The organism is Bradyrhizobium sp. HKCCYLS20291, from assembly GCF_051167715.1.
In the GTDB taxonomy this organism is placed as follows: Bacteria; Pseudomonadota; Alphaproteobacteria; order Rhizobiales; family Xanthobacteraceae; genus Bradyrhizobium.
This window is the reverse complement of record NZ_JBNPTO010000008.1, coordinates 71825-95321: the sequence shown is the minus strand read 5'-3', so window position 1 is coordinate 95321 and position 23497 is coordinate 71825. Positions and strand designations below refer to the sequence as shown.

15 protein-coding genes and 1 tRNA gene are annotated in these 23497 nt (G+C 64.1%); 13 read left to right on the top strand and 3 right to left on the bottom strand.

The annotated features are described in order from the left end of the window. Window positions 1-73: 73 nt before the first annotated feature. A complete protein-coding gene (locus ACQR07_RS19300; protein ID WP_434903776.1) occupies window positions 74-781 on the top strand; it encodes a histidine phosphatase family protein in 708 nt (235 codons plus the stop codon). A 323-nt stretch (window positions 782-1104) separates the two neighbouring features. Continuing rightward, window positions 1105-1872, top strand: coding sequence for an SDR family NAD(P)-dependent oxidoreductase (locus ACQR07_RS19295; protein WP_434864635.1), 768 nt, complete (start codon window positions 1105-1107; stop codon window positions 1870-1872). A gap of 197 nt (window positions 1873-2069) precedes the next feature. Here the strand turns inward: ACQR07_RS19295 and ACQR07_RS19290 are convergent, their stop codons facing one another. After that, window positions 2070-3305 (bottom strand): serine hydrolase domain-containing protein, encoded by a 1236-nt coding sequence (locus ACQR07_RS19290; RefSeq protein ID WP_434903775.1) that lies wholly within the window; start codon window positions 3303-3305, stop codon window positions 2070-2072. 150 nt (window positions 3306-3455) lie between these two features. On the opposite strand from ACQR07_RS19290, the gene ACQR07_RS19285 reads away from it, so the two are divergent. Then, window positions 3456-3531: transfer RNA gene (locus tag ACQR07_RS19285), tRNA-Trp, on the top strand. An 89-nt stretch (window positions 3532-3620) separates the two neighbouring features. Here ACQR07_RS19285 and ACQR07_RS19280 read toward each other — a convergent pair. Continuing rightward, window positions 3621-4865, bottom strand: a complete 1245-nt coding sequence (locus ACQR07_RS19280) for an ABC transporter substrate-binding protein (protein ID WP_434903774.1) — start codon at window positions 4863-4865, stop codon at window positions 3621-3623. Between the two features lie 423 nt (window positions 4866-5288). On the opposite strand from ACQR07_RS19280, the gene secE reads away from it, so the two are divergent. The 5 genes from secE (at window position 5289) to ACQR07_RS19255 (ending at window position 8587) form a co-directional block, all read left to right on the top strand. Beyond that, on the top strand, window positions 5289-5480 hold the full coding sequence (gene secE, locus ACQR07_RS19275; RefSeq protein WP_434903773.1) for a preprotein translocase subunit SecE: 192 nt from the start codon (window positions 5289-5291) through the stop codon (window positions 5478-5480). Further along, entirely contained in the window at window positions 5480-6037 is a 558-nt protein-coding gene (gene nusG / locus ACQR07_RS19270) for a transcription termination/antitermination protein NusG (RefSeq protein WP_434864632.1), read from the top strand. The genes secE and nusG overlap by 1 nt, the downstream gene beginning before the upstream one ends. A gap of 393 nt (window positions 6038-6430) precedes the next feature. Beyond that, entirely contained in the window at window positions 6431-6859 is a 429-nt protein-coding gene (gene rplK, locus ACQR07_RS19265) for a 50S ribosomal protein L11 (protein ID WP_007602986.1), read from the top strand. 6 nt (window positions 6860-6865) lie between these two features. Further along, window positions 6866-7558: a 50S ribosomal protein L1 gene (rplA, locus tag ACQR07_RS19260; RefSeq protein WP_434903772.1), complete on the top strand. Its 693-nt coding sequence runs from the start codon at window positions 6866-6868 to the stop codon at window positions 7556-7558. Between the two features lie 78 nt (window positions 7559-7636). Continuing rightward, window positions 7637-8587, top strand: a complete 951-nt coding sequence (locus ACQR07_RS19255; RefSeq protein ID WP_434903771.1) for a 2-hydroxyacid dehydrogenase — start codon at window positions 7637-7639, stop codon at window positions 8585-8587. A gap of 18 nt (window positions 8588-8605) precedes the next feature. Here the strand turns inward: ACQR07_RS19255 and ACQR07_RS19250 are convergent, their stop codons facing one another. Further along, window positions 8606-10270 (bottom strand): hypothetical protein, encoded by a 1665-nt coding sequence (locus tag ACQR07_RS19250; RefSeq protein ID WP_434903770.1) that lies wholly within the window; start codon window positions 10268-10270, stop codon window positions 8606-8608. 869 nt (window positions 10271-11139) lie between these two features. Between ACQR07_RS19250 and rplJ the strand changes: the two genes are divergently transcribed. From rplJ to ACQR07_RS19225, 5 genes are all read left to right on the top strand, one after another. Continuing rightward, on the top strand, window positions 11140-11658 hold the full coding sequence (rplJ, locus tag ACQR07_RS19245; protein WP_434903769.1) for a 50S ribosomal protein L10: 519 nt from the start codon (window positions 11140-11142) through the stop codon (window positions 11656-11658). A gap of 60 nt (window positions 11659-11718) precedes the next feature. Then, entirely contained in the window at window positions 11719-12090 is a 372-nt protein-coding gene (gene rplL, locus ACQR07_RS19240) for a 50S ribosomal protein L7/L12 (RefSeq protein ID WP_434864629.1), read from the top strand. Window positions 12091-12632: 542 nt separating this feature from the next. Continuing rightward, entirely contained in the window at window positions 12633-16751 is a 4119-nt protein-coding gene (gene rpoB, locus ACQR07_RS19235) for a DNA-directed RNA polymerase subunit beta (RefSeq protein ID WP_434903768.1), read from the top strand. Between the two features lie 132 nt (window positions 16752-16883). Beyond that, the gene (rpoC, locus tag ACQR07_RS19230) at window positions 16884-21083 is read left to right on the top strand and encodes a DNA-directed RNA polymerase subunit beta' (RefSeq protein ID WP_434864627.1); all 4200 of its coding nucleotides are present in this window, start codon (window positions 16884-16886) and stop codon (window positions 21081-21083) included. 338 nt (window positions 21084-21421) lie between these two features. Continuing rightward, window positions 21422-23482, top strand: a complete 2061-nt coding sequence (locus ACQR07_RS19225) for an FAD-dependent oxidoreductase (RefSeq protein ID WP_434903767.1) — start codon at window positions 21422-21424, stop codon at window positions 23480-23482. Window positions 23483-23497 lie beyond the last annotated feature (15 nt).

Below are 23497 nucleotides of genomic sequence, written 5' to 3'. Positions count from 1 at the left end.
AACGTGCGGAGCGGCTTGAGACGGGCTGGCTCCTCACGTACAGCGAGACAGCTGCGGAGGGAAGGGTTACGCGATGTCAGCTGATGCAACGAAGCCTCCGGTCGTCACCACGCGCTGGTGGTGGGTACGCCATGCGCCGGTCCGCAGCGACGGCGGCAACATTTACGGCCAGTCCGACATTGCCTGCGACACCGGGGATCGCGAGGTGTTCGAGGCGGTGGCGAAGATCCTGCCGCGCAGCGCGGTGTGGTATGCGAGCAGCCTGATGCGCACGCACCAGACCGCGGAGGCGATCTGGGCGGCCGGTTTCCCGCAGCCCCCCGGGATGATCAAGGAGGCCGCCTTTGCCGAGCAGCATCTCGGACAATGGCAGGGCATGAACCGCGCCGCGTTCCTGGCGAGCCGTCCCGCCGGCAGCAACTGGTTCGCGGACATCGACGTGCCGGCGCCGGGCGGCGAGAGCTACATGGATCTGTACACCCGCGTCACCGCGGCGATCGCGCGCATCAATGTGGCGGAAGCCGGCCGCGACGTGATCGCGGTCGGCCATGGCGGCACCATCAAGGCGGCGGTCGGACTGGCGCTCGGCGGCCTTGTCGAGAAGGGCCTGGCCTTCGACATCGACAACTGCTCGGTGACCCGGCTCGATCACATCGTGAGCGGCGATGTCAGCTCATGGCGCCTGCCGATGGTCAATCAGCAGCCCTGGATCGCCGACGCCGCCCACCAGGCGATGCATCAGCCGGCTGGGCCGGAGGTCACGACGAGCAAGCTGGCGTGAGGGATGTTAGGTTTTCTCCATGCATCATTCGCGCTCGTTCATGCTTGGTGCATCAACTTGCGTCGCCACACGGGCAGTGCACCCTCTCCCCTTGCGGGAGAGGGTGGCATGATCGCGCTTCGCGCGATCATGCCGGGTGAGGGGTATCTCTCCGCGAGCTCGACTCGTAGAGACATACCCCTCACCCAACCGAGCTTGCGGCGCTGTCCTACATGCCCTCTCCCGCAAGGGGAGAGGGCGCAGTCACCGGCACCGCGGAAAAGTGCATCGACGTTGCGGTAGGTTTTTAACTAACAACAACTGATAGCTAGGAGGAACTCCCCATGACCCTGTTCGACATGACCGGCAAGGTGGCCGTCATCACCGGATCGACCCGCGGCATCGGGCTGGCCATTGCCGAGCGCATGGCCGAGCACGGCGCCAAGGTGGTGATCTCGTCGCGCAAGGCCGATGTCTGCGAGGCCGTGGCCAAGGAGATCAACGAGCGGTTCGGCAAGGGCACGGCGGCCGCTGTTGCCGCCAACATCTCCAGCAAGGAGAACCTGCAGAACCTCGTCGACGAGGCCAACCGCATCTACGGCCAGATCGACGTTCTCGTCTGCAACGCCGCCTCGAACCCGTATTACGGGCCGCTGGCCGGCATCTCCGATGATCAGTTCCGCAAGATCCTCGACAACAACATCGTTGCCAACAACTGGCTGATCAGCATGGTCGTGCCGCAGATGATCGCGCGCAAGGACGGCTCTGTGATCATCGTCTCGTCGATCGGTGGCCTCAAGGGTTCGACCATCCTCGGCGCCTACGCGATTTCCAAGGCCGCCGACATGCAGCTGGCGCGCAACCTCGCCTGCGAATACGGCCCGCACAATGTCCGCGTGAACTGCATCGCGCCCGGCCTGATCAAGACCGACTTTGCCAAGGCGCTGTGGGACAATCCGGACAACCTGAAGGCCTCGACCGCGCGCTCGCCGCTGCTGCGCATCGGCATCCCCGACGAGATCGCGGGTGCGGCGGTGTTCCTGGGGTCCGCCGCCGGCAACTTCATGACCGGCCAGACCATGGTGATCGACGGCGGCGCGACGATCAGTTGAGGCGCGCTCGTCGTGTGGCCTGCGGTGTGGCCTCAACCAACAGCGTCGTCCCGGCGAACGCCGGGACCCATTACCACCGGCCGGCATGAGGCAGGCAACTGGCAGTGACCTCCCTCGACAGATCACGCGGTATGGGTCCCGGCGTTCGCCGGGACGACGGCGGTGGGCGTCGCAGCATCGGGGCTACGACAGTGCCCTCACTCCACCGCCGCGTACACCACATCGCGGACCAGCGTGCGCAGATAGTCGCGTTGCCCCGGGGCCTGGGCCATGAAGACGCAGAACAGCTCCTCCTTGGGATCGATCCAGAAGAAGGTGCCGGCGATGCCGCTCCAGAAGAAGGTGCCGGGCGAGCCGGGGAAGGGGGCGATGCCGGCGTCGCGGCGCACGGCGAAGCCGAGGCCGAAGCCGTGACCGGGCGACAGCAGCGTGCCCTGCGTTTTGACGTGAGGGCCGAGATGGTCGGAGGCCATCAGCTCGAGCGTCTTGCGGCCGACCAGCCTGGTGCCGTCGAGGCTGCCCTTGTTGAGCAGCATGGCGCAGAACCGGGCGTAATCCATGGTGGTCGCCACCAGCCCGCCGCCGCCGGATTCCATCACCGGCTGCTCGGTCATCTTGAACAGGTTGACCGCCTCGCCGGTCCAGGGATCCCTGGCGAACGGCTCGGCGAGCCGACCGGCATTGGCCTCGCTGGTGAAGAAGGCGGTCTCGTTCATGCCGAGCGGCGACAGAATGCGCTCGGCGAGGAAGGCGCCGAGCGCCTGGCCCGCGACGACCTCGATGATTCGCCCGAGGATGTCGGTCGAGCGGCTGTAGTTGAACTCGGCGCCGGGCTGGCAGATCAACGGCAGGCCGGCCACGATGGCCGCGTGCTCTGCGTTCGTGATCTTGCGGCTGCGCACCCGCGACTGCTGGTACAACTGGTGCACCGGCCCGGTGCCGGTGTGCTCATACGCAAGGCCCGAGGTGTGGCGCAGCAGGTCCTGCACCGTCATCGGCTGGACGACCGGGACGAGCTCGAGCTTGCCGCTGATGTCGACGCCGACCTTCTGGTCGGCGAATTCCGGGATGAACTTGGCGACCGGATCGGACAGCAGCAGATCGCCGTCCTCGACCAGCATCATGATTCCCAGCGAGACGATCGGCTTGGTCATCGAGAAGATGCGGAAGATCGAATCGGGCCGCATCGGCGTGTCGGCATCGGGCGCCTGGCGGCCGATGGCGTCGAACCAGCCGATCCGGCCGCGCCGGCCAACCAGCAGGGTCGCGCCCGGGATCGTTCCCTTGTCGGCCTCGCGCTTGAAGGCATCCGACGCCCGCTGCAGCCGCGACGCGGAAAGGCCGAGCGCTTCCGGCCGGTCGTCCGGCAACGGCGGGCTCAGGGAGCGGAGCGCGGAAAGGGGCATGCTGGAGGCGGCGGTCGGCGGGGTCATGGGCTCTCCCTGAAGTCCTGTTGTCGGTTTGCATCAAGTCTGGCGCGGAAGTTGTGCCCTGACCAGTCGATTTGCCCCATTGCACCCTTGCAATGGAGGGGAGGTCTATGCTTGAAAGCGCCCGAACCGGCGACGCAGTCCCGGCTCGCTAGGAGTGTAGCTCAATTGGTAGAGCACCGGTCTCCAAAACCGGGGGTTGGGAGTTCGAGCCTCTCCACTCCTGCCAGCGAGATCAAGCACTTAAGCCACACATCGACGAAGACTGTTCAGCCGGGGCCCGCGACATGCGAGCCCCGAACGCGTTTTGACGGACCCTTACTGCTTCACGAGCGGACACCCGCCATCCTTCAGCGGCCGGAACACCTGGTCGCCGGGCACCTCCGCCAGCACCTTGTAATAGTCCCACGCCGCCTTCGATTCCTCCGGCTTCTTGACCTCGAACAGGAACATCGAGTGCACCATGCGGCCGTCCTCGCGCAGCACGCCGTTGTCGGTGAAGGCGTCGCGCACCGGGGTCTCGCGCATCTTGGCGAGCACCGGCTTGGTGTCGCGGGTGCCGGCGGCTTTCACCGCGTTGAGATAGTGCAGGGTGGCGCTGTAGGTCGCGGCCTGGTTCATGGTCGGCATTCGCTTCATCTTGTCAAAGAAGCGCTTGCCGAAGGCGCGGGTGCGGTCGTTGAGGTCCCAGTAGTAGGCCTCGGTGATGATGAGGCCCTGCGCGAGCTTGAGGCCGAGGCTGTGGATGTCGGAGATGAACATCACGATGCCGGCGAGGTTCTGGCCGCCGGCGACGATGCCGAACTCGGCGGCCTGCTTGATGGTGGTGATGGTGTCGCCGCCGCCATTGGCCATGCCGATGATCTTGGCCTTGCTGGCCTGGGCCTGCAGCAGGAAGGACGAGAAGTCCTGGTTGTTGAGCGGATGCCTGGCGCTGCCGATCACCTTGCCGCCGGCCGCGCGCACGACGTCGCCGGTGTCGCGTTCGATCGAATGGCCGAACAAATAGTCCGCGGTGATGAAGAACCAGCTGTCGCCGCCGTTCTTGACGATCGCCTGGCCGACGGTGTGCGCATTGCCGTAGGTGTCGTAGGTCCAGTGCACGGTGTAGGGCGAGCACGACTTGCCGGTGATGTCGGAGCTCGCGGCATCCGTCACGATCATCAGCTTCTCGAACTGCTTCGACATCTCCATGCCGGCCAGCGCGGTCGCCGAGGTCGGCATGTCGATGACCATGTCGACGGCTTCGTTCTCGTACCATTTGCGCACGATCGAGGCGGCGATGTCGGCCTTGTTCTGCGGATCGGCGCTGATGACCTCGATCGGCTTGCCGAACATGCTGCCGCCGAACTCCTCGATGGCCAGCTTGGTCGCCTCGAGATTGCCCTGGCCGCCGATGTCCGAATAGACCGACGAGAAGTCGCTGAGCACGCCGATCTTGAGCGGCGCCTGGGCGCGGGCAGGGGCGGCGGTGAGGGCGGCAAGACTGAGAGCAGCAAGGCTGAGAGCAGCAAGGCTGACCGCGGCAGCGCGCGTCAGTCCCTTGCCCAGGGCAAAGGTCATGGGTTTCCTCCTGATTGTTCTTGTGAAGCCGAGAATGAGCGGCCGCCGCAGGCCCGGCAAGAGCAGGAACTCCACCGTCACGGGCATTTCGTCGCGGCACGTGCTCAACCTGCCGTAGTGCGGAAATGGCCTGCCGCGGCACGAAAATCCGGCTTGGGGCAGGGCAGGCGGCGCCTTGCCGAGGGAATGACCGGGACACCCCGGTCTGCCCATATCTTGACCTTTGGCCGTTCGGACAGTAGATATCGGCCACCTGCAGCCGGCCCGCTGAAACAGCGGATATCCGGCGCGGCTTTTCACTCCCCGAACAAGCGAGCCCGTGGATTCGGCTCATCTCTCCGACAAGAGGGTGGGCCAAGGCCGGCTGTTCGGTTTTCCCTGTAAACTCTTCAACCGTCTGATGACGGACGCGGACCCCTGACGATGGCCTCAAGCCCGTTCAAATTCCTGCAGGAAGTGCGCTCGGAGACCGCGAAGGTCACCTGGCCGACCCGTCGCGAGGTCACTATCACCACGATCATGGTGTTCGTGATGGTGGCGCTGGCCTCGATCTTCTTCTTCGCCGCCGATCAGATCATCCGTTATCTCATCACCCTCGTGCTGGGCATCCACTGATGGCAACCGCAACGCAAAGCTCCGACAAGCGCTGGTACATCGTCCACGCCTACTCGAACTTCGAGAAGAAGGTCGCCGAGTCGATCCGCGAGCAGGCCAAGCAGCGCAATCTCGAGGACCTGTTCGAGCAGGTGCTGGTGCCGATCGAGAAGGTCACCGAGGTGCGCCGCGGCCGCAAGATCGACGCCGAGCGCAAGTTCTTCCCCGGCTACGTGCTGGTGAAGATGAAGCTGACCGACGAGGCGTTTCACCTGATCAAGAACACGCCCAAGGTGACCGGTTTTCTCGGCGCCGAGAACAAGCCGATGCCGATCTCCGAAGGCGAGGCGATGCGCATCCTGAACCAGATGCAGGAAGGCGTGGAGCGGCCGAAATCCTCGGTGTCGTTCGAGATCGGCGAGAACGTCCGCGTCGCCGACGGCCCGTTCGCCTCGTTCTCCGGCGTGGTCGAGGAAATCGACGAGGGCCGCTCACGCCTCAAGGTCGCGGTCTCGATCTTTGGCCGCGCCACCCCGGTCGAGCTGGAGTTCAACCAGGTCGAGAAGGTCGTGGGCTGAGGCAGCTCTCTCCGCCGTCATTCCGGGGCAGCCCGCAGGGCTGAGCCCGGAATCCATAACCCCATGCGGGAATGGGACGGCGAACTGCCAGCTCCAGCGTGCCCCACACGGCACCCTGTGGCTATGGATTCCGGGCTCGCCCTTGCGGGCGCCCCGGAATGACGGGGAGGAGGGAGCTCGGCTCTCAACTCTTTCCTTTTCGTCCGATCTCGTGTATCGGGCGCCCTTCGCTCCCCAATCGGGGGGCGATTTCGTTCGTGGGAGGCGCGACCGGCTTTGCCAGCCGGATCCAGCGCGCCGGACCACGGTCCCAAACCTCGCCCGACGGGTTTTGTCGCCCCGAGGGCGGTGCGTTCGCATCAGGCAAAAGCGCGAACGCGTTGGAGAATCAGAATGGCAAAGAAAGTAACCGGTTACCTGAAGCTTCAGGTCCCGGCCGGCGCGGCCAACCCGTCGCCGCCGATCGGCCCCGCGCTCGGTCAGCGCGGTCTCAACATCATGGAGTTCTGTAAGGCGTTCAACGCGCAGACCCAGAAGGAAGAGAAGAACACCCCGATCCCGGTGGTCATCACCATTTACGCGGACCGCTCCTTCACCTTCGAGATGAAGACCCCGCCGATGTCCTTCTTCCTCAAGCAGGCTGCCAAGATCCAGTCGGGCTCCAAAGCCCCGGGTCGTGACAAGGCCGGCGCGGTGACCAAGGCGCAGGTGCGCGAGATCGCCGAGAAGAAGATGAAGGACCTGAATTGCGACTCGATCGAGTCGGCCATGAAGATGGTCGAGGGCTCCGCCCGCTCGATGGGTCTGGAAGTTGCGGGGTAAGCGGCCATGGCTATCGGAAAGCGTTTGAAGAAGGCCCGCGAGGGCGTCGACCGCACCAAGCTCTACCCGCTTGCTGATGCGATCAAGATGGTCAAGGAACGTGCCACCTCGAAGTTCGACGAGACCATCGAGGTCGCGATCAACCTCGGCGTCGATCCGCGTCACGCCGACCAGATGGTTCGTGGCGTCGTCATGCTGCCGAACGGCACCGGCCGTACGCTGCGCGTCGGCGTGTTCGCCCGCGGTGCCAAGGCCGACGAGGCCAGGGCCGCCGGTGCTGACGTGGTCGGCGCGGAGGATCTGGTCGAGAAGGTGCAGAACGGCAACATCGACTTCGACCGTTGTATCGCCACCCCCGACATGATGCCGCTGGTCGGCCGTCTCGGTAAGGTGCTCGGTCCGCGCGGCATGATGCCGAACCCGAAGATCGGCACCGTGACCATGGACGTCGCTGGCGCCGTCAAGGGTGCCAAGGGCGGCTCGGTCGAGTTCCGCGTCGAGAAGGCCGGCATCATCCAGGCCGGCGTCGGCAAGGCCTCGTTCGGCGAGGACAAGCTGGTCGAGAACATCAAGGCGCTGGCGGATGCGGTCGTGAAGGCCAAGCCGGCAGGCGCCAAGGGCACCTATGTCCAGCGCGTCGCCGTGTCGTCGACGATGGGCCCGGGCGTCAAGGTCGAGCCGGGCACCGTGCTCGCCTAAGCGGCCAGGCATGAGCTAGATTAGGAAGGGCGGGATCGTTCAACGATCCCGCCCTTCGCATTTGGAGTCCCCGCCGACATGCCCGACAAGGTCCTGATCTACTCCCGCCTGCCAAAATCCCTGACCCAGCGTTTTGCCGACCGCTTCGACCTGCTCGACACCGCCGGCAAGCCCGCGCACGAGGTGTTTCCGGTGGACGAGGTGGCGCAGGTGAGGGCGCTGATCACGGCCGGCGGCACGCCGCTCGGCGCGGCGGAGATGGATCGATTGCCGGCGCTGGGGGCGATCGTCTGCTATGGCACCGGCTACGATGGCGTCGACCTGAAGGCGGCAGCGGCGCGCAACATTGCGGTCGGCAACAGCCCGGGAGCGAACGCGGCTGCGGTCGCCGATGTCGCCGTCATGCTGATGCTGGCGAGCACGCGGCGGCTGATGGTGGCCGACGCTTACGTCCGCGATGGCGGCTGGGCCGGGGCCAAGCCGTCACCGCTGATGAAACCGCCGCCGAGCCTCGCCGGCTGCAAGGTCGGCGTCTACGGCATGGGCGAGATCGGCCGCAAGATCGCCGCGCGCGTCGCCGCGTTCGAGACCGAGGTCGGCTATTTCAACCGCACCCGCTACGACGAACTGCCTTATCAATACTTCCCAAGCCTCGATGCGCTCGCCGAATGGTGCACCGTGCTGATGATCGCCGTCCGCGCCAGCGCCGAGACCACCCACGTCGTCAATGCCGATCTGCTCAGGAAGCTCGGTCCCGACGGCCATGTCGTCAACATCTCGCGCGGCTCCGTGATCGACGAACAGGCGCTGCTGGCTGCGCTGAAGGAAGGCGTCATCGCAGGCGCCGGGCTCGACGTGTTCGAGACCGAACCTCATGTTCCGGATGAACTGACCGCGCTACCCAATGTGGTGGTGACGCCCCATATCGGGGGTAACACGCGGGAATCGCATGTCGCGATGCAGGCCTGCGTGGTGGCCAATCTCACGGCCTTCTTCGCCGGCAAGCCGTTGCCCTATCAGGTCCGCTAGCTAGACCTCGCACCGTTCTCAGCGATCGAGGTCGAGCCGAAAACGCTCCTGCAAGCTTCGTCGGAGCTTTTCATCATCGACGGCCGCGATGCGGATCGCGGCGCGGTCGCGCAGCAGGCGGATCGCTTCGGTGATCCTCAGTTCGCCGTGCTTGCGATGCCATCCGATCGTCATCAAAAACTCATCGAGCATGGCATCCGGCACGCGATCCAACTGGCGGCTGAAGTAGTCTCGCTGGGGATCGCTTCCAGAGAAGTAGACCCGCCCGAACGCCAGGGTCCGTTGGACGAAGGCAGGGCTCGGATCCTGCCGAAGAAAGGCGAAGCGGCGCTCCTGCTCGGCTTCAAACTCGTCCGACGCATAGCGGATGCGGCCGTCCCGCGCGATGCGCAAAGCCTGCTCGTATTGCCAGACCTTGAGATCGTCGCGCTGCTCGAAGATGCGCAAGGCGCGTTCGGATTGATCCGTTTCGAACGAAGTGTCGAAGCCGAACTCGGCGCGCAGAAAGTCAGCCCCGATCGATGGATCCTGGATCTTGTCGAGGATGAGATCAACAAATCTGGCCTTATCCGGCGATTGAAGATGACGGAAGAATTCCGATGCCTTGCGCTCGACGTTCGACCCCCGGAAGGCCCACTGGATCATCGAGGCGACGACCCCGAGCATGTCATCGGCAGTATAGTTCCTGCGCTGCAACTCGAGGACGAGATCGAGCGCGGCGCCGCGGTTCGGGCCTTTGGAGATCTCGGCCGCGCGCCTGGCCAGCTCTGCGTTGTCGACCTTGACGATATCGAGGGGCGCATTCCAATCGATGCCATAGATGGCCGCCGCCAGGTCGATCTCGGAAAAGCCTGGCTTTCCGACCCATACAATCTGCCATGGCCCTCCAGCGCCGCCTTTCCACAGCGACGTGGTGGGGTAGGGTCCGTCGCCGACCGGCCCGAACAGCGGCAGGAAGCTAAGGACCCTTCGTCTTTCGGAGCGCCATGTTGCGGCTACCGCCTCCTCGCCGTTTCGACGGATGCTGATCGTGCCCTCGGCGCAGCACCCATAGGGCTCTTGCAAGATCATGCGTACGACGAGCCCGTCGGGAATCGCATCGATGGTCGTGGTTCTCAGGCAATGGTCGATCCGGCCTGCGGCCTGCAGAGATTGCGAAGCCTGCATGTCGTCCACACTGCACTCCTGAATCGCGGCAAGCCGCGTCAGGCGGATCAACCCCGGGCGTCCTTTCCCGGAGTCGGTCGCCTGGACGTACTGGTCGATGGTGCCGTCTACGAGAAGGCGCGCATACCCCCGGCTGGATCCGTTTCCAACCACAGTGAGTGAACGGAACTCGCGAAGCCCCGCTGGGACCTCGCGGCGAAACAAGGCTGGATCAGCGCTCGATTCAACCATAGCTCGATCGATGACGGAGGCCGCGCACCAGCACGCAAAGAACGCCGGGGGCGCCGCCATCAGGCCCGGCGACATGCGCGCCATGCCGAGCATCAGCATCCCGACGCAGGAGGTGATCCAGACCGCATTCAGGCCGAAGAACAGCAGATGGGCGAGATACATGAACCAGGCCGCGCGGAAGGGCGCGATCGCCAGCGCCCCGTATACCAGGGCGAGAAAAATCAGGCCGATCAGCAGCGTGATTGCGTGCCGGACGATGGAGGTCTTGCGGGAAGGAGACGTCACGCGTTTGCGTTCCCGGGTGATTGCGCAGTGCTCCCCGCGGCTTAGCACGGGCCATGATCATTTTCGGTGAATCGGAGCGGCGCGCGTGCCTGCGCATTGGGAACATGGCAAAGAGTTTTGATCCCCGGCACGGGCAAATCGTTCGCTCGCGACCGAACCTCATGTGCCGGATGAACTCACCGCGCGGCACCACGGCCTTCCTTGCGGCTTGATGCTGCCATTTCAGGTGAGATGGCTCGACGGTCGAGTGTTTCGCGGGGCTCGTAATGACGGGCGGAGAGGCCGAGCGCCCGATTTCACGTCGGCGCTCGTCCGGAGGCCGGCGGGCCACCTAATTGGTGCGAAAATTGCTCTCGGGGGTCTTGGCAAGTCGTCATCGACCCTTTAAAGAACCGGCTTCCGGGCGGGCTGGCTGTTGCTGGCGCGTCCGTGCGCGCATTCCGAAAGCCTAGGGAGCCAGCATTCTTTCTGAGGATATCCATTTGGATCTCTCGGAAGGAACAAGGATCTTCTGCTCTCGAAAATGCCGCAGGGGAGGTCGGTCCGCCGATCCCTCGAATCCTGTCCGAGACTGCAGGCGCCGGCGCGGAAGCTCAATTTCCTCAATGGCTTAATCGTATGGCCTGCATAGACGGGTGAAAACCGGATTTCGGCATGTCCACCGCGCTGGTCGCGCTGGCATGCAGGTTTGGTTCGAACCTCGACACTCCCCGGGCCGAGAGGCCTTGGGAAGGGCAGGCTATTCATCGTCGTGCTGCCTGACGTGTCCTCATGGGTTCTAGCGTCCAGAGGTCGGGTTTGGCGGGGCGGCGGGTTTAACCCGGCGGTCCCGCTTTCGGGCGAAGGCCGCCAACCGGAGAGAGCTTGCTGTGGAACGAGCGGCAAAAAAAGAGGCGGTCGAGGAACTGCACGAGGTCTTCAAGACCACGGGCGTCGCGGTCGTCGCTCACTATTCCGGCCTTACCGTGGCCCAGATGCAGAAGCTGCGCATGCAGATGAAGCAGGCTGGCGCAACGGTGAAGGTCTCGAAGAACCGTCTCGCCAAAATTGCTCTTGAAGGCACGGACGTCGTCGGCATCGGTCCCCTGTTGAAGGGGCCGACCGTGATCGCAACTTCGAACGATCCTGTCGCGGCGCCCAAGGTTGCCATGGAATTCGCCAAGGCGAACGAAAAGTTCGTCATCCTCGGCGGCTCCATGGGTAAAACCGTCCTGAATGTCGACAGCGTAAAGGCACTCGCCTCGCTGCCGTCGCTGGACGAACTGCGCGGCAAGCTCGTCGGCCTGATCCAGGCTCCGGCGACCAAGCTGGCCCAGCTCGCCAACGCACCCGCGGCCAAGGTCGCGCGCGTCATTCAGGCTCATGCCTCAAAGGGCGAAGCGGCCTGACGCCCTTCGCAAACACTCACAAACTGGTTTCGAACCGAACCACACTAAAGGACTACATCAATGGCTGACCTGCAGAAGATCGTCGACGACCTCTCGGCCCTCACCGTTCTCGAGGCCGCTGAGCTCGCCAAGCTCCTGGAAGAGAAGTGGGGCGTGTCCGCCGCTGCCGCCGTCGCGGTTGCTGGCCCTGCCGCTGCCGCTGCCGCTCCGGCGGAAGAGAAGACCGAGTTCACCGTTGTCCTGGCCTCGGCCGGCGACAAGAAGATCGAGGTCATCAAGGAAGTCCGCGCCATCACCGGCCTGGGCCTGAAGGAAGCCAAGGACCTGGTCGAGGGCGCTCCGAAGCCGGTCAAGGAAGGCGTCAACAAGGACGAGGCCGAGAAGATCAAGGCTCAGCTCGAGAAGGCTGGCGCCAAGATCGACCTCAAGTAATCGTTTCGATTACGCGCGGAGCTTCCGTCGGCCACCAGGCCGGCTGGGGGCTTCGAGAGATATCGGTGACCGGGCGGTAACATCGCCCGGTCATCATGCCGACAAGGAGTTTTGCAGGGGTAGCGGGCGGGCTCGCGAATGCTGCAAAAGGCGTGCAACAGGATCGCCTGTTTCGGGCCGGACACGGAAAAGTGTGGAGATTGTGGGGCTTGCCCCTCGAATCTCGGTTATCGTCGGCCCATATTGGGCCGGTAGCACGAAAAGCCGGTTATCGGTGGAGCACCATCTCCGTCGTGGACCGTTGGGAGACAGGCAATTTCGGGCTTTTGCAGTCCGTGACGAGATGGTTCTGACGAGCGGGTGCGCCCTCGCGCCTCGCGCGTCGTTTTGCGTTTTGGTGTTCTGAAGAACAGATCTGGGACGTTTCCGTTCCGCGTTCTGTGCCTCAGACCTTCGAAATGGATCGAAATTCAACCCGGAACGGCGGTGGCAGCCGCTGTTTCGGAAGGTTCGCCCCTCCGGCGACGACATGAGAGGCCACGATGGCGCAGCAGACATTCACCGGTCGCAAACGCGTTCGCAAGTTCTTTGGACACATCAAGGAAGTCGCGGAGATGCCGAACCTCATCGAGGTTCAGAAGGCGTCCTACGACCAGTTTTTGATGGTCGACGAGCCCACGGGCGGCCGGCCGGACGAGGGCCTGCAGGCGGTATTCCGCTCGGTGTTCCCGATCTCCGACTTCTCGGGCACCTCGATGCTCGAGTTCGTCCGCTACGAGTTCGAGCCGCCGAAGTATGACGTCGACGAGTGCCGCCAGCGCGGCATGACCTTCGCTGCGCCGCTCAAGGTGACGCTGCGCCTCATCGTGTTCGATATCGACGAGGAAACCGGCGCCAAGTCGGTCAAGGACATCAAGGAGCAGGACGTGTACATGGGCGACATTCCGCTCATGACCATGAACGGCACCTTCATCGTCAACGGCACCGAGCGCGTCATCGTCTCGCAGATGCACCGCTCGCCGGGCGTGTTCTTCGATCACGACAAGGGCAAGACCCATTCGTCGGGCAAGCTGTTGTTCGCTGCTCGCGTCATCCCGTATCGCGGCTCCTGGCTCGACATCGAGTTCGACGCCAAGGACATCGTGTTCGCGCGCATCGACCGCCGCCGCAAGTTGCCGGTGACGTCGCTGATGTTCGCGCTCGGCCTCGACGGCGAGACCATCCTGTCGACCTTCTACAAGAAGCTGATCTACAAGCGCATCAAGGAAGGCTGGCGCGTTCCGTTCGACGCCAACCGCTTCCGAGGCTATTCGACCGTCAACGACCTGATCGACGCCGACACCGGCAAGGTCGTGCTCGAGGCCGGCAAGAAGCTCACCGTCCGTGCCGCCCGCCAGCTCCAGGAGAAGGGGCTGAAGGCGCTGCGCATGTCGGACGAGGAGCTGCTCGGCAACTACATCGCCGAGGATCTCGTCAACCCGAAGACTGGCGAGATCTACGCCGAGGCCGGCGAGGAGATCACCGACAAGCTGTTCAAGGTGCTGAACGAGCAGGGCTACAAGGACCTGCCGCTGCTCGACATCGACCACGTCAATGTCGGCCCCTACATCCGCAACACGCTGTCGGCCGACAAGAACATGACGCGTGAGGACGCGCTGTTCGACATCTACCGCGTAATGCGTCCGGGTGAGCCGCCGACGCTCGATTCCGCGCAGGCGATGTTCCAGTCGCTGTTCTTCGATGCCGAGCGCTACGACCTCTCCGCGGTCGGCCGCGTCAAGATGAACATGCGCCTCGAGCTCGATGCGCCGGACACCCAGCGCACCTTGCGCAAGGAAGACATCCTGGCGGTCATCAAGACCCTGGTCGACCTGCGCGACGGCAAGGGCGAGATCGACGACATCGACCATCTCGGCAACCGCCGCGTCCGCTCGGTCGGTGAGTTGATGGAGAACCAGTATCGCATCGGTCTGCTCCGCATGGAGCGCGCCATCAAGGAGCGCATGTCGAGCGTCGACATCGACACCGTGATGCCGCAGGACCTGATCAACGCCAAGCCTGCCGCGGCTGCCGTGCGTGAATTCTTCGGCTCGTCGCAGCTGTCGCAGTTCATGGACCAGACCAACCCGCTGTCGGAGATCACCCACAAGCGCCGCTTGTCGGCGCTTGGACCGGGCGGTCTGACCCGTGAGCGCGCCGGCTTCGAGGTGCGCGACGTGCATCCGACGCACTATGGCCGCATCTGCCCGATCGAGACGCCGGAAGGTCCGAACATCGGCCTGATCAACTCGCTGGCGACGTTCGCGCGCGTCAACAAGTATGGCTTCGTCGAGACGCCGTACCGCAAGGTCAAGGACGGCCGTGTCACCGACGAGGTGGTGTATCTGTCCGCCATGGAGGAAGGGCGCTACCGCGTCGCGCAGGCCAACGTGCCGCTCGATGCCAAGGGCCGCTTCACCGAGGACCTGGTGGTCTGCCGTCATGCCGGCGAAGTCGTGCCGATGACGCCGGACAAGGTCGACTACATGGACGTGTCGCCGAAGCAGCTGGTTTCGGTCGCAGCAGCCCTGATCCCGTTCCTCGAGAACGACGACGCCAACCGCGCGCTGATGGGCTCGAACATGCAGCGCCAGGCGGTGCCGCTGGTTCGCGCCGAGGCGCCGTTCGTCGGCACCGGCATGGAAGGCGTGGTGGCCCGTGACTCGGGCGCTGCGATCGCGGCGCGCCGCTCGGGCGTGATCGACCAGATCGACGCCACCCGCGTCGTCATCCGCGCCACGGAAGATCTCGATCCGACCAAGTCGGGCGTCGACATCTACCGGCTGATGAAGTTCCAGCGCTCCAACCAGTCGACCTGCATCAACCAGCGTCCGCTGGTGAAGGTCGGCGACATCGTCAAGAAGGGCGACATCATCGCTGACGGTCCGTCGACCGATCTCGGTGAGCTCGCGCTCGGCCGCAACGTGCTGGTCGCGTTCATGCCGTGGAACGGCTACAACTTCGAAGACTCGATCCTGCTCTCCGAGCGGATCGTGAAGGAGGACGTCTTCACCTCGATCCACATCGAGGAATTCGAGGTGATGGCCCGCGATACCAAGCTGGGTCCGGAGGAAATCACGCGCGACATTCCGAACGTGTCGGAAGAGGCGCTGAAGAACCTCGACGAAGCCGGTATCGTCTACATCGGCGCGGAAGTGCGTGCCGGCGACATTCTGGTCGGCAAGATCACGCCGAAGGGCGAGAGCCCGATGACGCCGGAAGAGAAGCTGCTCCGCGCCATCTTCGGCGAGAAGGCCTCGGACGTGCGCGACACCTCGCTGCGGGTGCCGCCGGGCGTGCAGGGCACGATCGTCGAGGTCCGCGTGTTCAACCGTCACGGCGTCGACAAGGACGAGCGTGCGCTGGCGATCGAGCGGGAAGAGATCGAGCGTCTGGCCAAGGACCGCGACGACGAGCAGGCGATCCTGGACCGCAACGTCTACAGCCGTCTCGCCGACATGCTGGATGGCCGTCAGGGCATCTCCGGTCCGAAGGGCTTCAAGAAGGACACCAAGATCAGCCGCGCGGTGCTCGACGAGTACCCGAAGTCGCAGTGGTGGCTGTTCGCTTCGGCCAACGACAAGCTGATGGCCGAGATCGAGGCCATGCGGAAGCAGTACGACGAGTCGAAGAAGGGGCTGGAACAGCGCTTCCTCGACAAGGTCGAGAAGCTGCAGCGTGGCGACGAACTGCCGCCGGGCGTGATGAAGATGGTCAAGGTCTTCGTCGCGGTGAAGCGCAAGATCCAGCCGGGCGACAAGATGGCCGGCCGTCACGGCAACAAGGGCGTCGTCTCCAAGATCGTTCCGATCGAGGACATGCCGTTCCTCGAGGACGGCACGCATGCGGACATCGTGCTGAACCCGCTGGGCGTGCCCTCGCGCATGAACGTCGGTCAGATCCTCGAGACGCATCTCGGCTGGGCTTGCGCCGGCCTCGGCAGGCGCATCGCCCAGACGGTCGATGCCTATCTGTCGAAGCAGGACGTCAAGCCGCTGAAGGAGACCTTGAAGCGGATCTACGGCGAGGACGAGACCATCAAGTCGCTCAACGACAATGAGCTGCTGGAGCTTGGTCACAATCTGAGCCGCGGCGTGCCGATCGCCACTCCGGTGTTCGACGGTGCCAAGGAGACCGACATCGAGGAGATGCTGAAGCTCGCCGGCATGGACGCTTCGGGCCAATCGACCGTCTATGACGGCCGCACCGGCGATCCGTTCGATCGCAAGGTGACGGTGGGCTACATCTACATGCTGAAGCTGCACCATCTCGTCGACGACAAGATCCATGCGCGTTCCATCGGCCCGTACTCGCTGGTCACCCAGCAGCCGCTGGGCGGCAAGGCCCAGTTCGGCGGCCAGCGCTTCGGCGAAATGGAGGTGTGGGCGCTCGAAGCCTATGGCGCGGCCTACACGCTGCAGGAGATGCTGACGGTGAAGTCGGACGACGTCGCCGGCCGCACCAAGGTCTACGAGGCGATCGTGCGCGGCGACGACACGTTCGAGGCCGGTATTCCGGAATCGTTCAACGTGCTGGTCAAGGAAATGCGCTCGCTCGGCCTCAACGTCGACCTGCACAACTCCAAGCTCGGACCGGCGCCGACGTCGGAAGCGGCCGAGTAGTTCAAGAGATCCGGCCCGGCCGCTCGCGGCCGGGTGCCGGCGCCTTCCTCCCGCGGGTCGGGGCAGGGCGCCGTCTGCCAAGAGATTTTCGAATTTGCGGCTGACCCCCGATCGGTCCGCGAGGAGAATACGATGAACCAAGAAATTATGAATCTCTTCAATCCGACGACGCCGGCTCAGGTCTTCGACCAGATCCGGATCTCGATTGCGTCGCCAGAGAAGATTCTGTCCTGGTCCTACGGCGAGATCAAGAAGCCGGAAACGATCAACTACCGCACCTTCAAGCCGGAGCGCGACGGCCTGTTCTGCGCCCGCATCTTCGGACCGATCAAGGACTACGAGTGCTTGTGCGGCAAGTACAAGCGGATGAAGTACAAGGGCATCATCTGCGAAAAGTGCTCGGTCGAGGTGACCTTGTCGCGCGTCCGGCGCGAGCGCATGGGCCACATCGAGCTCGCCGCTCCGGTCGCGCACATCTGGTTCCTGAAGTCGCTGCCGTCGCGCATCGGCCTGCTGCTGGACATGACGCTGAAGGATCTCGAGCGGATCCTGTATTTCGAATACTACGTCGTCCTCGAGCCGGGTCTGACCGCGCTCAAGGACCGTCAGCTGCTGTCCGAGGACGAGTACCTCAAGGCGCAGGACGAGTACGGCCAGGACAGCTTCACCGCCATGATCGGCGCCGAGGCGATTCGTGAGCTCTTGCGCGGCCTCGAGCTTGAGAAGCTCGAGCAGACGCTGCGTGCCGAGATGCAGGAGACCGACTCCGACATCAAGCACAAGAAGCTCGCCAAGCGCCTGAAGATCGTCGAGGCGTTCCGCCATTCCGGCAACAAGCCGGAATGGATGATCATGACCGTGGTGCCGGTGATTCCGCCGGATCTGCGGCCGCTGGTGCCGCTCGACGGCGGCCGCTTCGCGACCTCCGACCTCAACGACCTCTACCGCCGCGTCATCAACCGCAACAACCGCCTGAAGCGGCTGATGGAGCTGCGCGCGCCCGACATCATCATCCGCAACGAGAAGCGCATGCTTCAGGAAGCGGTGGATGCGCTGTTCGACAACGGCCGCCGCGGCCGCGTCATCACCGGTGCCAACAAGCGTCCGCTGAAGTCGCTCGCCGACATGCTGAAGGGCAAGCAGGGCCGCTTCCGTCAGAACCTGCTCGGCAAGCGTGTCGACTACTCCGGCCGTTCGGTCATCGTCGTCGGTCCGGAGCTGCGCCTGCATCAGTGCGGCCTGCCGAAGAAGATGGCGCTCGAGCTGTTCAAGCCGTTCATCTACTCGCGGCTCGACGCCAAGGGCCTGTCGACGACCGTCAAGCAGGCCAAGAAGCTGGTCGAGAAGGAGCGTCCGGAGGTCTGGGACATCCTGGACGAGGTCATCCGCGAGCATCCGGTGCTGCTGAACCGCGCGCCGACCCTGCATCGCCTCGGCATTCAGGCGTTCGAGCCGGTGCTGATCGAGGGCAAGGCGATCCAGCTGCATCCGCTGGTCTGCTCGGCGTTCAACGCCGACTTCGACGGCGACCAGATGGCCGTGCACGTTCCGCTGTCGCTCGAAGCGCAGCTGGAAGCGCGCGTCCTGATGATGTCGACCAACAACATCCTGCATCCGGCCAATGGTCAGCCGATCATCGTGCCGTCGCAGGACATCGTGCTCGGCCTCTACTACGTCTCGATCATGCGCGAGGGCATGAACGGCCAGGGCATGACGTTCGGCAACATGGCCGAGCTCGAGCATGCACTGCACGCCAAGGCCATCCATCTCCATACCAAGATCAAGTATCGCTGGGAGGGGATGAACGAGGACGGCAAGATCTCGAAGCGCTGGATCGAGACCACCGCGGGCCGCGTCATGCTCGGCAATCTGCTGCCGAAGCATCCGCGCGTCACCTTCGAGGTCATCAACAAGCTGATGACCAAGCGCGAGATCTCGGGCGTCATCGATCAGGTCTACCGTCACTGCGGCCAGAAGGAGACGGTGATCTTCTGCGACCGCATCATGGCGCTCGGCTTCTACAACGCCTTCAAGGCGGGCATCTCGTTCGGCAAGGACGACATGGTCGTGCCGGCGGGCAAGTGGAAGATCGTCGACACCACGCGTACGCTGGCGAAGGATTTCGAGCAGCAGTACAATGACGGCCTGATCACCCATGGCGAGAAGTACAACAAGGTCGTCGACGCTTGGTCGAAGGCCTCGGAAGAGATCGCCAAGGAGATGATGAAGGAGATCTCCGTCACCAAGAAGACGGCGACGGGCGCGGATGCCGACATCAACTCGATCTACATGATGTCGCACTCCGGTGCACGTGGTTCGCCGGCCCAGATGCGTCAGCTCGCCGGCATGCGCGGCCTGATGGCCAAGCCGTCGGGTGAGATCATCGAGACGCCGATCATCTCGAACTTCAAGGAAGGCCTCTCGGTTCTCGAGTACTTCAACTCGACCCACGGCGCCCGCAAGGGTCTCGCGGACACCGCGTTGAAGACCGCGAACTCGGGTTACCTGACCCGTCGTCTGGTCGACGTCGCGCAGGACTGCATCATCACGCAGGACGATTGCGGCACCCATCTCGGCATCAAGATGCGCGCCATCGTCGACGCCGGCACGGTCGTGGCCTCGCTCGGCTCGCGCATCCTGGGCCGCGTGCCCTGCGATGACGTGCGTGATCCGGCCACCGGCAACGTGCTGATCAAGGCCGGCACGCTGATGGAGGAGAGCCATATCGACGCCATCCAGCAGGCCGGCGTGCAGGAGGTGAAGATCCGTTCGGCGCTCACCTGCGAGCTCGTCAACGGCATCTGCAAGATGTGCTACGGCCGCGACCTCGCGCGCGGTACGCCGGTCAACCACGGTGAAGCTGTCGGCGTCATCGCCGCGCAGTCGATCGGTGAGCCGGGCACTCAGCTGACGATGCGCACGTTCCACATCGGCGGCGCCGCGCAGCTCAACGAGCAGTCCTTCGTCGAATCGAACTTCGAAGGCAAGGTCGTGATCCGCAACAAGGCGATCGCCCGCAACAGCGAGGGTCACCTGGTCGCAATGGTCCGCAACATGGTCGTTGCGATCGTCGATGCCGACGGCTCGGAACGTGCGACCCATCGTATCCAGTACGGTGCGCGCATGCACATCGACGAAGGCGATACGATCAAGCGCGGCCAGCGCATCGCCGAGTGGGATCCCTACACCCGCCCGATCCTCACCGAAGCCGAGGGCACGATCGGGTTCGAGGACCTCACCGAAGGCCTCTCGATCTCGGAAACGCTCGACGAGTCCACCGGCATCGCCAAGCGCGTGGTCATCGACTGGCGCGGAACGCGCGGTGGCGCGGATCTGCGTCCGGCCATCGTGATCAAGGGCAAGGACGGCAAGGTCCTCAAGCTCGCTCGTGGCGGTGATGCCCGCTACATGCTGTCGGTCGACGCCATTCTGTCGGTCGACGTCGGGGCGACGGTCAAGCCGGGCGACATCCTGGCGCGTATCTCGACCGAGAGCGCCAAGACGCGCGACATCACCGGCGGTCTGCCGCGGGTGGCGGAGCTGTTCGAAGCGCGCAAGCCGAAGGATGCCGCGATCATTGCCGAGATCGCCGGCACCATCCGGTTCGGCCGCGACTACAAGAACAAGCGTCGCATCTCGATCGAGCCTGTCGACAAGACCGAGGAAGCTCGCGAGTACCTGATCCCGAAGGGCAAGCACATCCATCTGCAGGATGGCGACATCGTCGAGAAGGGTGACTTCATCGTCGAAGGCAACCCGGCGCCGCACGACATCCTGGCAATCAAGGGCATCGAGGAACTCGCGGCCTATCTGGTCAACGAGATCCAGGAGGTCTACCGGCTGCAGGGCGTGCTCATCAACGACAAGCACATCGAGGTGATTGTCCGTCAGATGCTGCAGAAGATCGAGGTCACCGACCAGGGCGATACCGACATGATCTCGGGCGAACAGGTCGACAAGATCGAGTTCGACCTGCTCAACGCGAAGGCGGCGGAGGAGGGCAAGAAGCCCGCCACCGGCAATCCGGTTCTGCTCGGCATCACCAAGGCGAGCCTGCAGACCCGGTCGTTCTTCTCGGCGGCCTCGTTCCAGGAGACCACCCGCGTCCTCACCGAGGCGGCGGTCAACGGCAAGATCGATCCGCTCGAGGGTCTCAAGGAGAACGTCATCGTCGGCCGCCTGATTCCGGCCGGCACCGGCGCCTCCATGGCCCGCATCCGCGAAGTCGCTCTGAAGCGCGACAAGCTGATTCTCGACGAGCGCGAAAAGCAGGCGGCGATCGTGCCGTCGCAGCCCGAGCCGCAGCCGCTGGCGCTGCCGCCGGCCGAGTAACGAACGGCTTGGAAAGCCCTGGCGGTGTCAGGGTCTTCCGTCGTTCATCAACCGTAGAAAAGGCCGGCGTTTGCCGGCCTTTTTTTAACATGATCTTCTCCGGTTGCCATCCTGCGGGCGGGTTGTTCATCTTCCCTTCAGGCGTAGAGGCGCTTCTGAGAGTATCTGATCCGCTGACGTGATTTCCGTCGACCGCGATGGCGATGCGCCGATTTGCTCGGGCGCAAATCCTGTGCGGACCGGTTACGCTATGGCTGATCGGGCCCCGAGGGTGGCAGGACCCGTGGTGATCTGGACGACCGGCGACGTCACCGACAGCCGGAGATGGCGGAACTTCGATGCTTGATCTTGCGATTGTGGGTGGCGGTCCGGGTGGCTTGATGAGCGCCTGGTACTTGAGGCGTAAGCTCGGCGATCTCTGCAAGGTGACGATCTTCGAGGCGTCCGACCGGCTCGGCGGCAAGATCGTCACGCGCAAGTTCGACACGGCGCCTGCGATGTACGAGGCGGGCGTCGCCGAGATCTACGATTACTCGATGACCGGCCCCGACCCGCTGCGCGAGCTGATTCAGCATTTCGGCCTGCAGACGATACCGATGGACGCGATGCAGGTGCAGCTCGACGGTGAGCTGCTCGACGACGTGCCTGGCCTGCGCCGCAAATACGGTCCGAAGACCGCCGCCGCCGTGGAGGCGTTTCGCAAGCGTTGTTCCGACGTGATTTCGCCGGTCGAGTACTACGAAGGCGTCGGCGCGCACGACAACGAGCACCCCTGGGCCTACAAGACCTGCGAGCAGCTGCTCGACGAGGAGGTCGAAGACGCCACCGCCAAGCGCTTCTTCAAGGTGATGGCGCGCTCCGACCTCGCGACCGAGGCCCACAACACCAACGGCCTCAACGCGCTAAAGAACTTCGTGATGGATATCGACGACTACATCGGCCTGTACTCGATCCAGAACGGCAATGAGCAGCTGATCGAGTGCCTGCGCTCGGAGGTCGATGCCGACATCCAGCTCAACCATCGTGTGCTGCGCATCGGCAAGACCGAGCAGGGCCGCTACCGCCTCAACATGATGAACGGCAAGGGGCCGGAGAGCCGCGAGTTCGATCTCGTGCTGGTGTGCCTGCCGCATTCCTGGCTGTCGACGGTCGGCTGGGAGGGCGAGAAGCTGCGCCGGTCGATGGTCAAGCACGTCGCCTATTTCGACCGCCCCGCGCATTATCTGCGCGTCTCGATCCTGTTCGACGAGCCGTTCTGGGGCGACAGGATTCCGGGCTCCTGGTTCATGTCGGAGGCGTTCGGCGGCTGCTGCATCTACAATGAGGGCTCGCGCCACGACGTCGGCAAGCATGGCGTGCTCAACTGGCTGATCGCCGGCTCCGATGCGCTGGCCTTTGCCAATCTCTCCGACCAGGAGCTGATCGACGCCGCGCTGAAGTCGCTGCCGGCTGCGCTCGGCGATTCCAGGGCGCATTTCATGGAAGGCAAGATCCATCGCTGGCTGTCGTCGGTGAACGCGCTGCCCGGCGGCCTGCCGGTGCGCGACGTGATGACGAATCACCGGCCCGAGCCGAAGGAGCATCCGGGGATCGTGGTGGTCGGCGACTACCTGTTCGATTCGACCCTCAACGGCCTGCTCGATTCCTCCGATGCGGCGACCGACATCATCCTGACCGAGATGATGCGGCTGCGCCGCGCCAGGTCGCAGGCGGAAACGCCGCTGTCGGACAAGATCGACCGCGACTATTTCGACAATTACCGCGGGCAGGGGCCGTATGGCGAAGCCTGGTCGCACTTCACCGATCCGGACTATCTGCTCAGCCTGATCAAGATCGTCTGGAACAAGAGCAAGGGCAAGGGCTACAAGCTGCTGGTTGCAGGCTCGGCCAGCGGCGAGCTTGTCGGCGCGCTGCGTGATCGCGGCATCGATGCCTGGGGCATCGAGAACAACCGCTACATCCACGGCAAGACGCCGAAGGCGCTGAAGAAGTACAACAAGCTCGGCTCGATCGCGGACATGCCGTTCAAGTCCGGCGAGTTCGACTTCGTGTTCGAAACCAGCCTCTGCCATCTCGGCGACAAGCAGGTCGCGCGCGCGATTCGGGAGCTCAACCGCGTCGTCAAGACCGGCCTCGTGTTCGGCTCGATCACCTCGGACATGGCGCCGGCGCTGGTCGACCGCTACGACCTGCTGCGCGGCGTCAAGAAGCTCGGCACTTGGTGGGAGTGGTCGGAGCTGTTCTTCGGCAATGGCTTCGATCTCGCCATGCACCGCCGCGATTGCACCGACGAGGTTTGGGCCGCGACCCTGGCGGCCAACAAGGGCCCGGGCCAGTGGTATGCGGACGCGGACAGCCTGCGCTACTCGTTCTTCGACAAGGTCGAGGACGAAGATTGACGACGCTGGCCGCGG

Coding starts and splice junctions, on each gene's coding strand:
- ACQR07_RS19225 (WP_434903767.1), top strand. CDS start 21,422: ATGCTTGATCTTGCGATTGTGGGTGGCGGTCCGGGTGGCTTGATGAGC.
- rplK (WP_007602986.1), top strand. CDS start 6,431: ATGGCAAAGAAAGTAACCGGTTACCTGAAGCTTCAGGTCCCGGCCGGC.
- rplA (WP_434903772.1), top strand. CDS start 6,866: ATGGCTATCGGAAAGCGTTTGAAGAAGGCCCGCGAGGGCGTCGACCGC.
- secE (WP_434903773.1), top strand. CDS start 5,289: ATGGCCTCAAGCCCGTTCAAATTCCTGCAGGAAGTGCGCTCGGAGACC.
- rpoC (WP_434864627.1), top strand. CDS start 16,884: ATGAACCAAGAAATTATGAATCTCTTCAATCCGACGACGCCGGCTCAG.
- ACQR07_RS19255 (WP_434903771.1), top strand. CDS start 7,637: ATGCCCGACAAGGTCCTGATCTACTCCCGCCTGCCAAAATCCCTGACC.
- rpoB (WP_434903768.1), top strand. CDS start 12,633: ATGGCGCAGCAGACATTCACCGGTCGCAAACGCGTTCGCAAGTTCTTT.
- ACQR07_RS19290 (WP_434903775.1), bottom strand. CDS start 3,305: ATGACCCCGCCGACCGCCGCCTCCAGCATGCCCCTTTCCGCGCTCCGC.
- ACQR07_RS19295 (WP_434864635.1), top strand. CDS start 1,105: ATGACCCTGTTCGACATGACCGGCAAGGTGGCCGTCATCACCGGATCG.
- nusG (WP_434864632.1), top strand. CDS start 5,480: ATGGCAACCGCAACGCAAAGCTCCGACAAGCGCTGGTACATCGTCCAC.
- ACQR07_RS19300 (WP_434903776.1), top strand. CDS start 74: ATGTCAGCTGATGCAACGAAGCCTCCGGTCGTCACCACGCGCTGGTGG.
- rplL (WP_434864629.1), top strand. CDS start 11,719: ATGGCTGACCTGCAGAAGATCGTCGACGACCTCTCGGCCCTCACCGTT.
- ACQR07_RS19280 (WP_434903774.1), bottom strand. CDS start 4,865: ATGACCTTTGCCCTGGGCAAGGGACTGACGCGCGCTGCCGCGGTCAGC.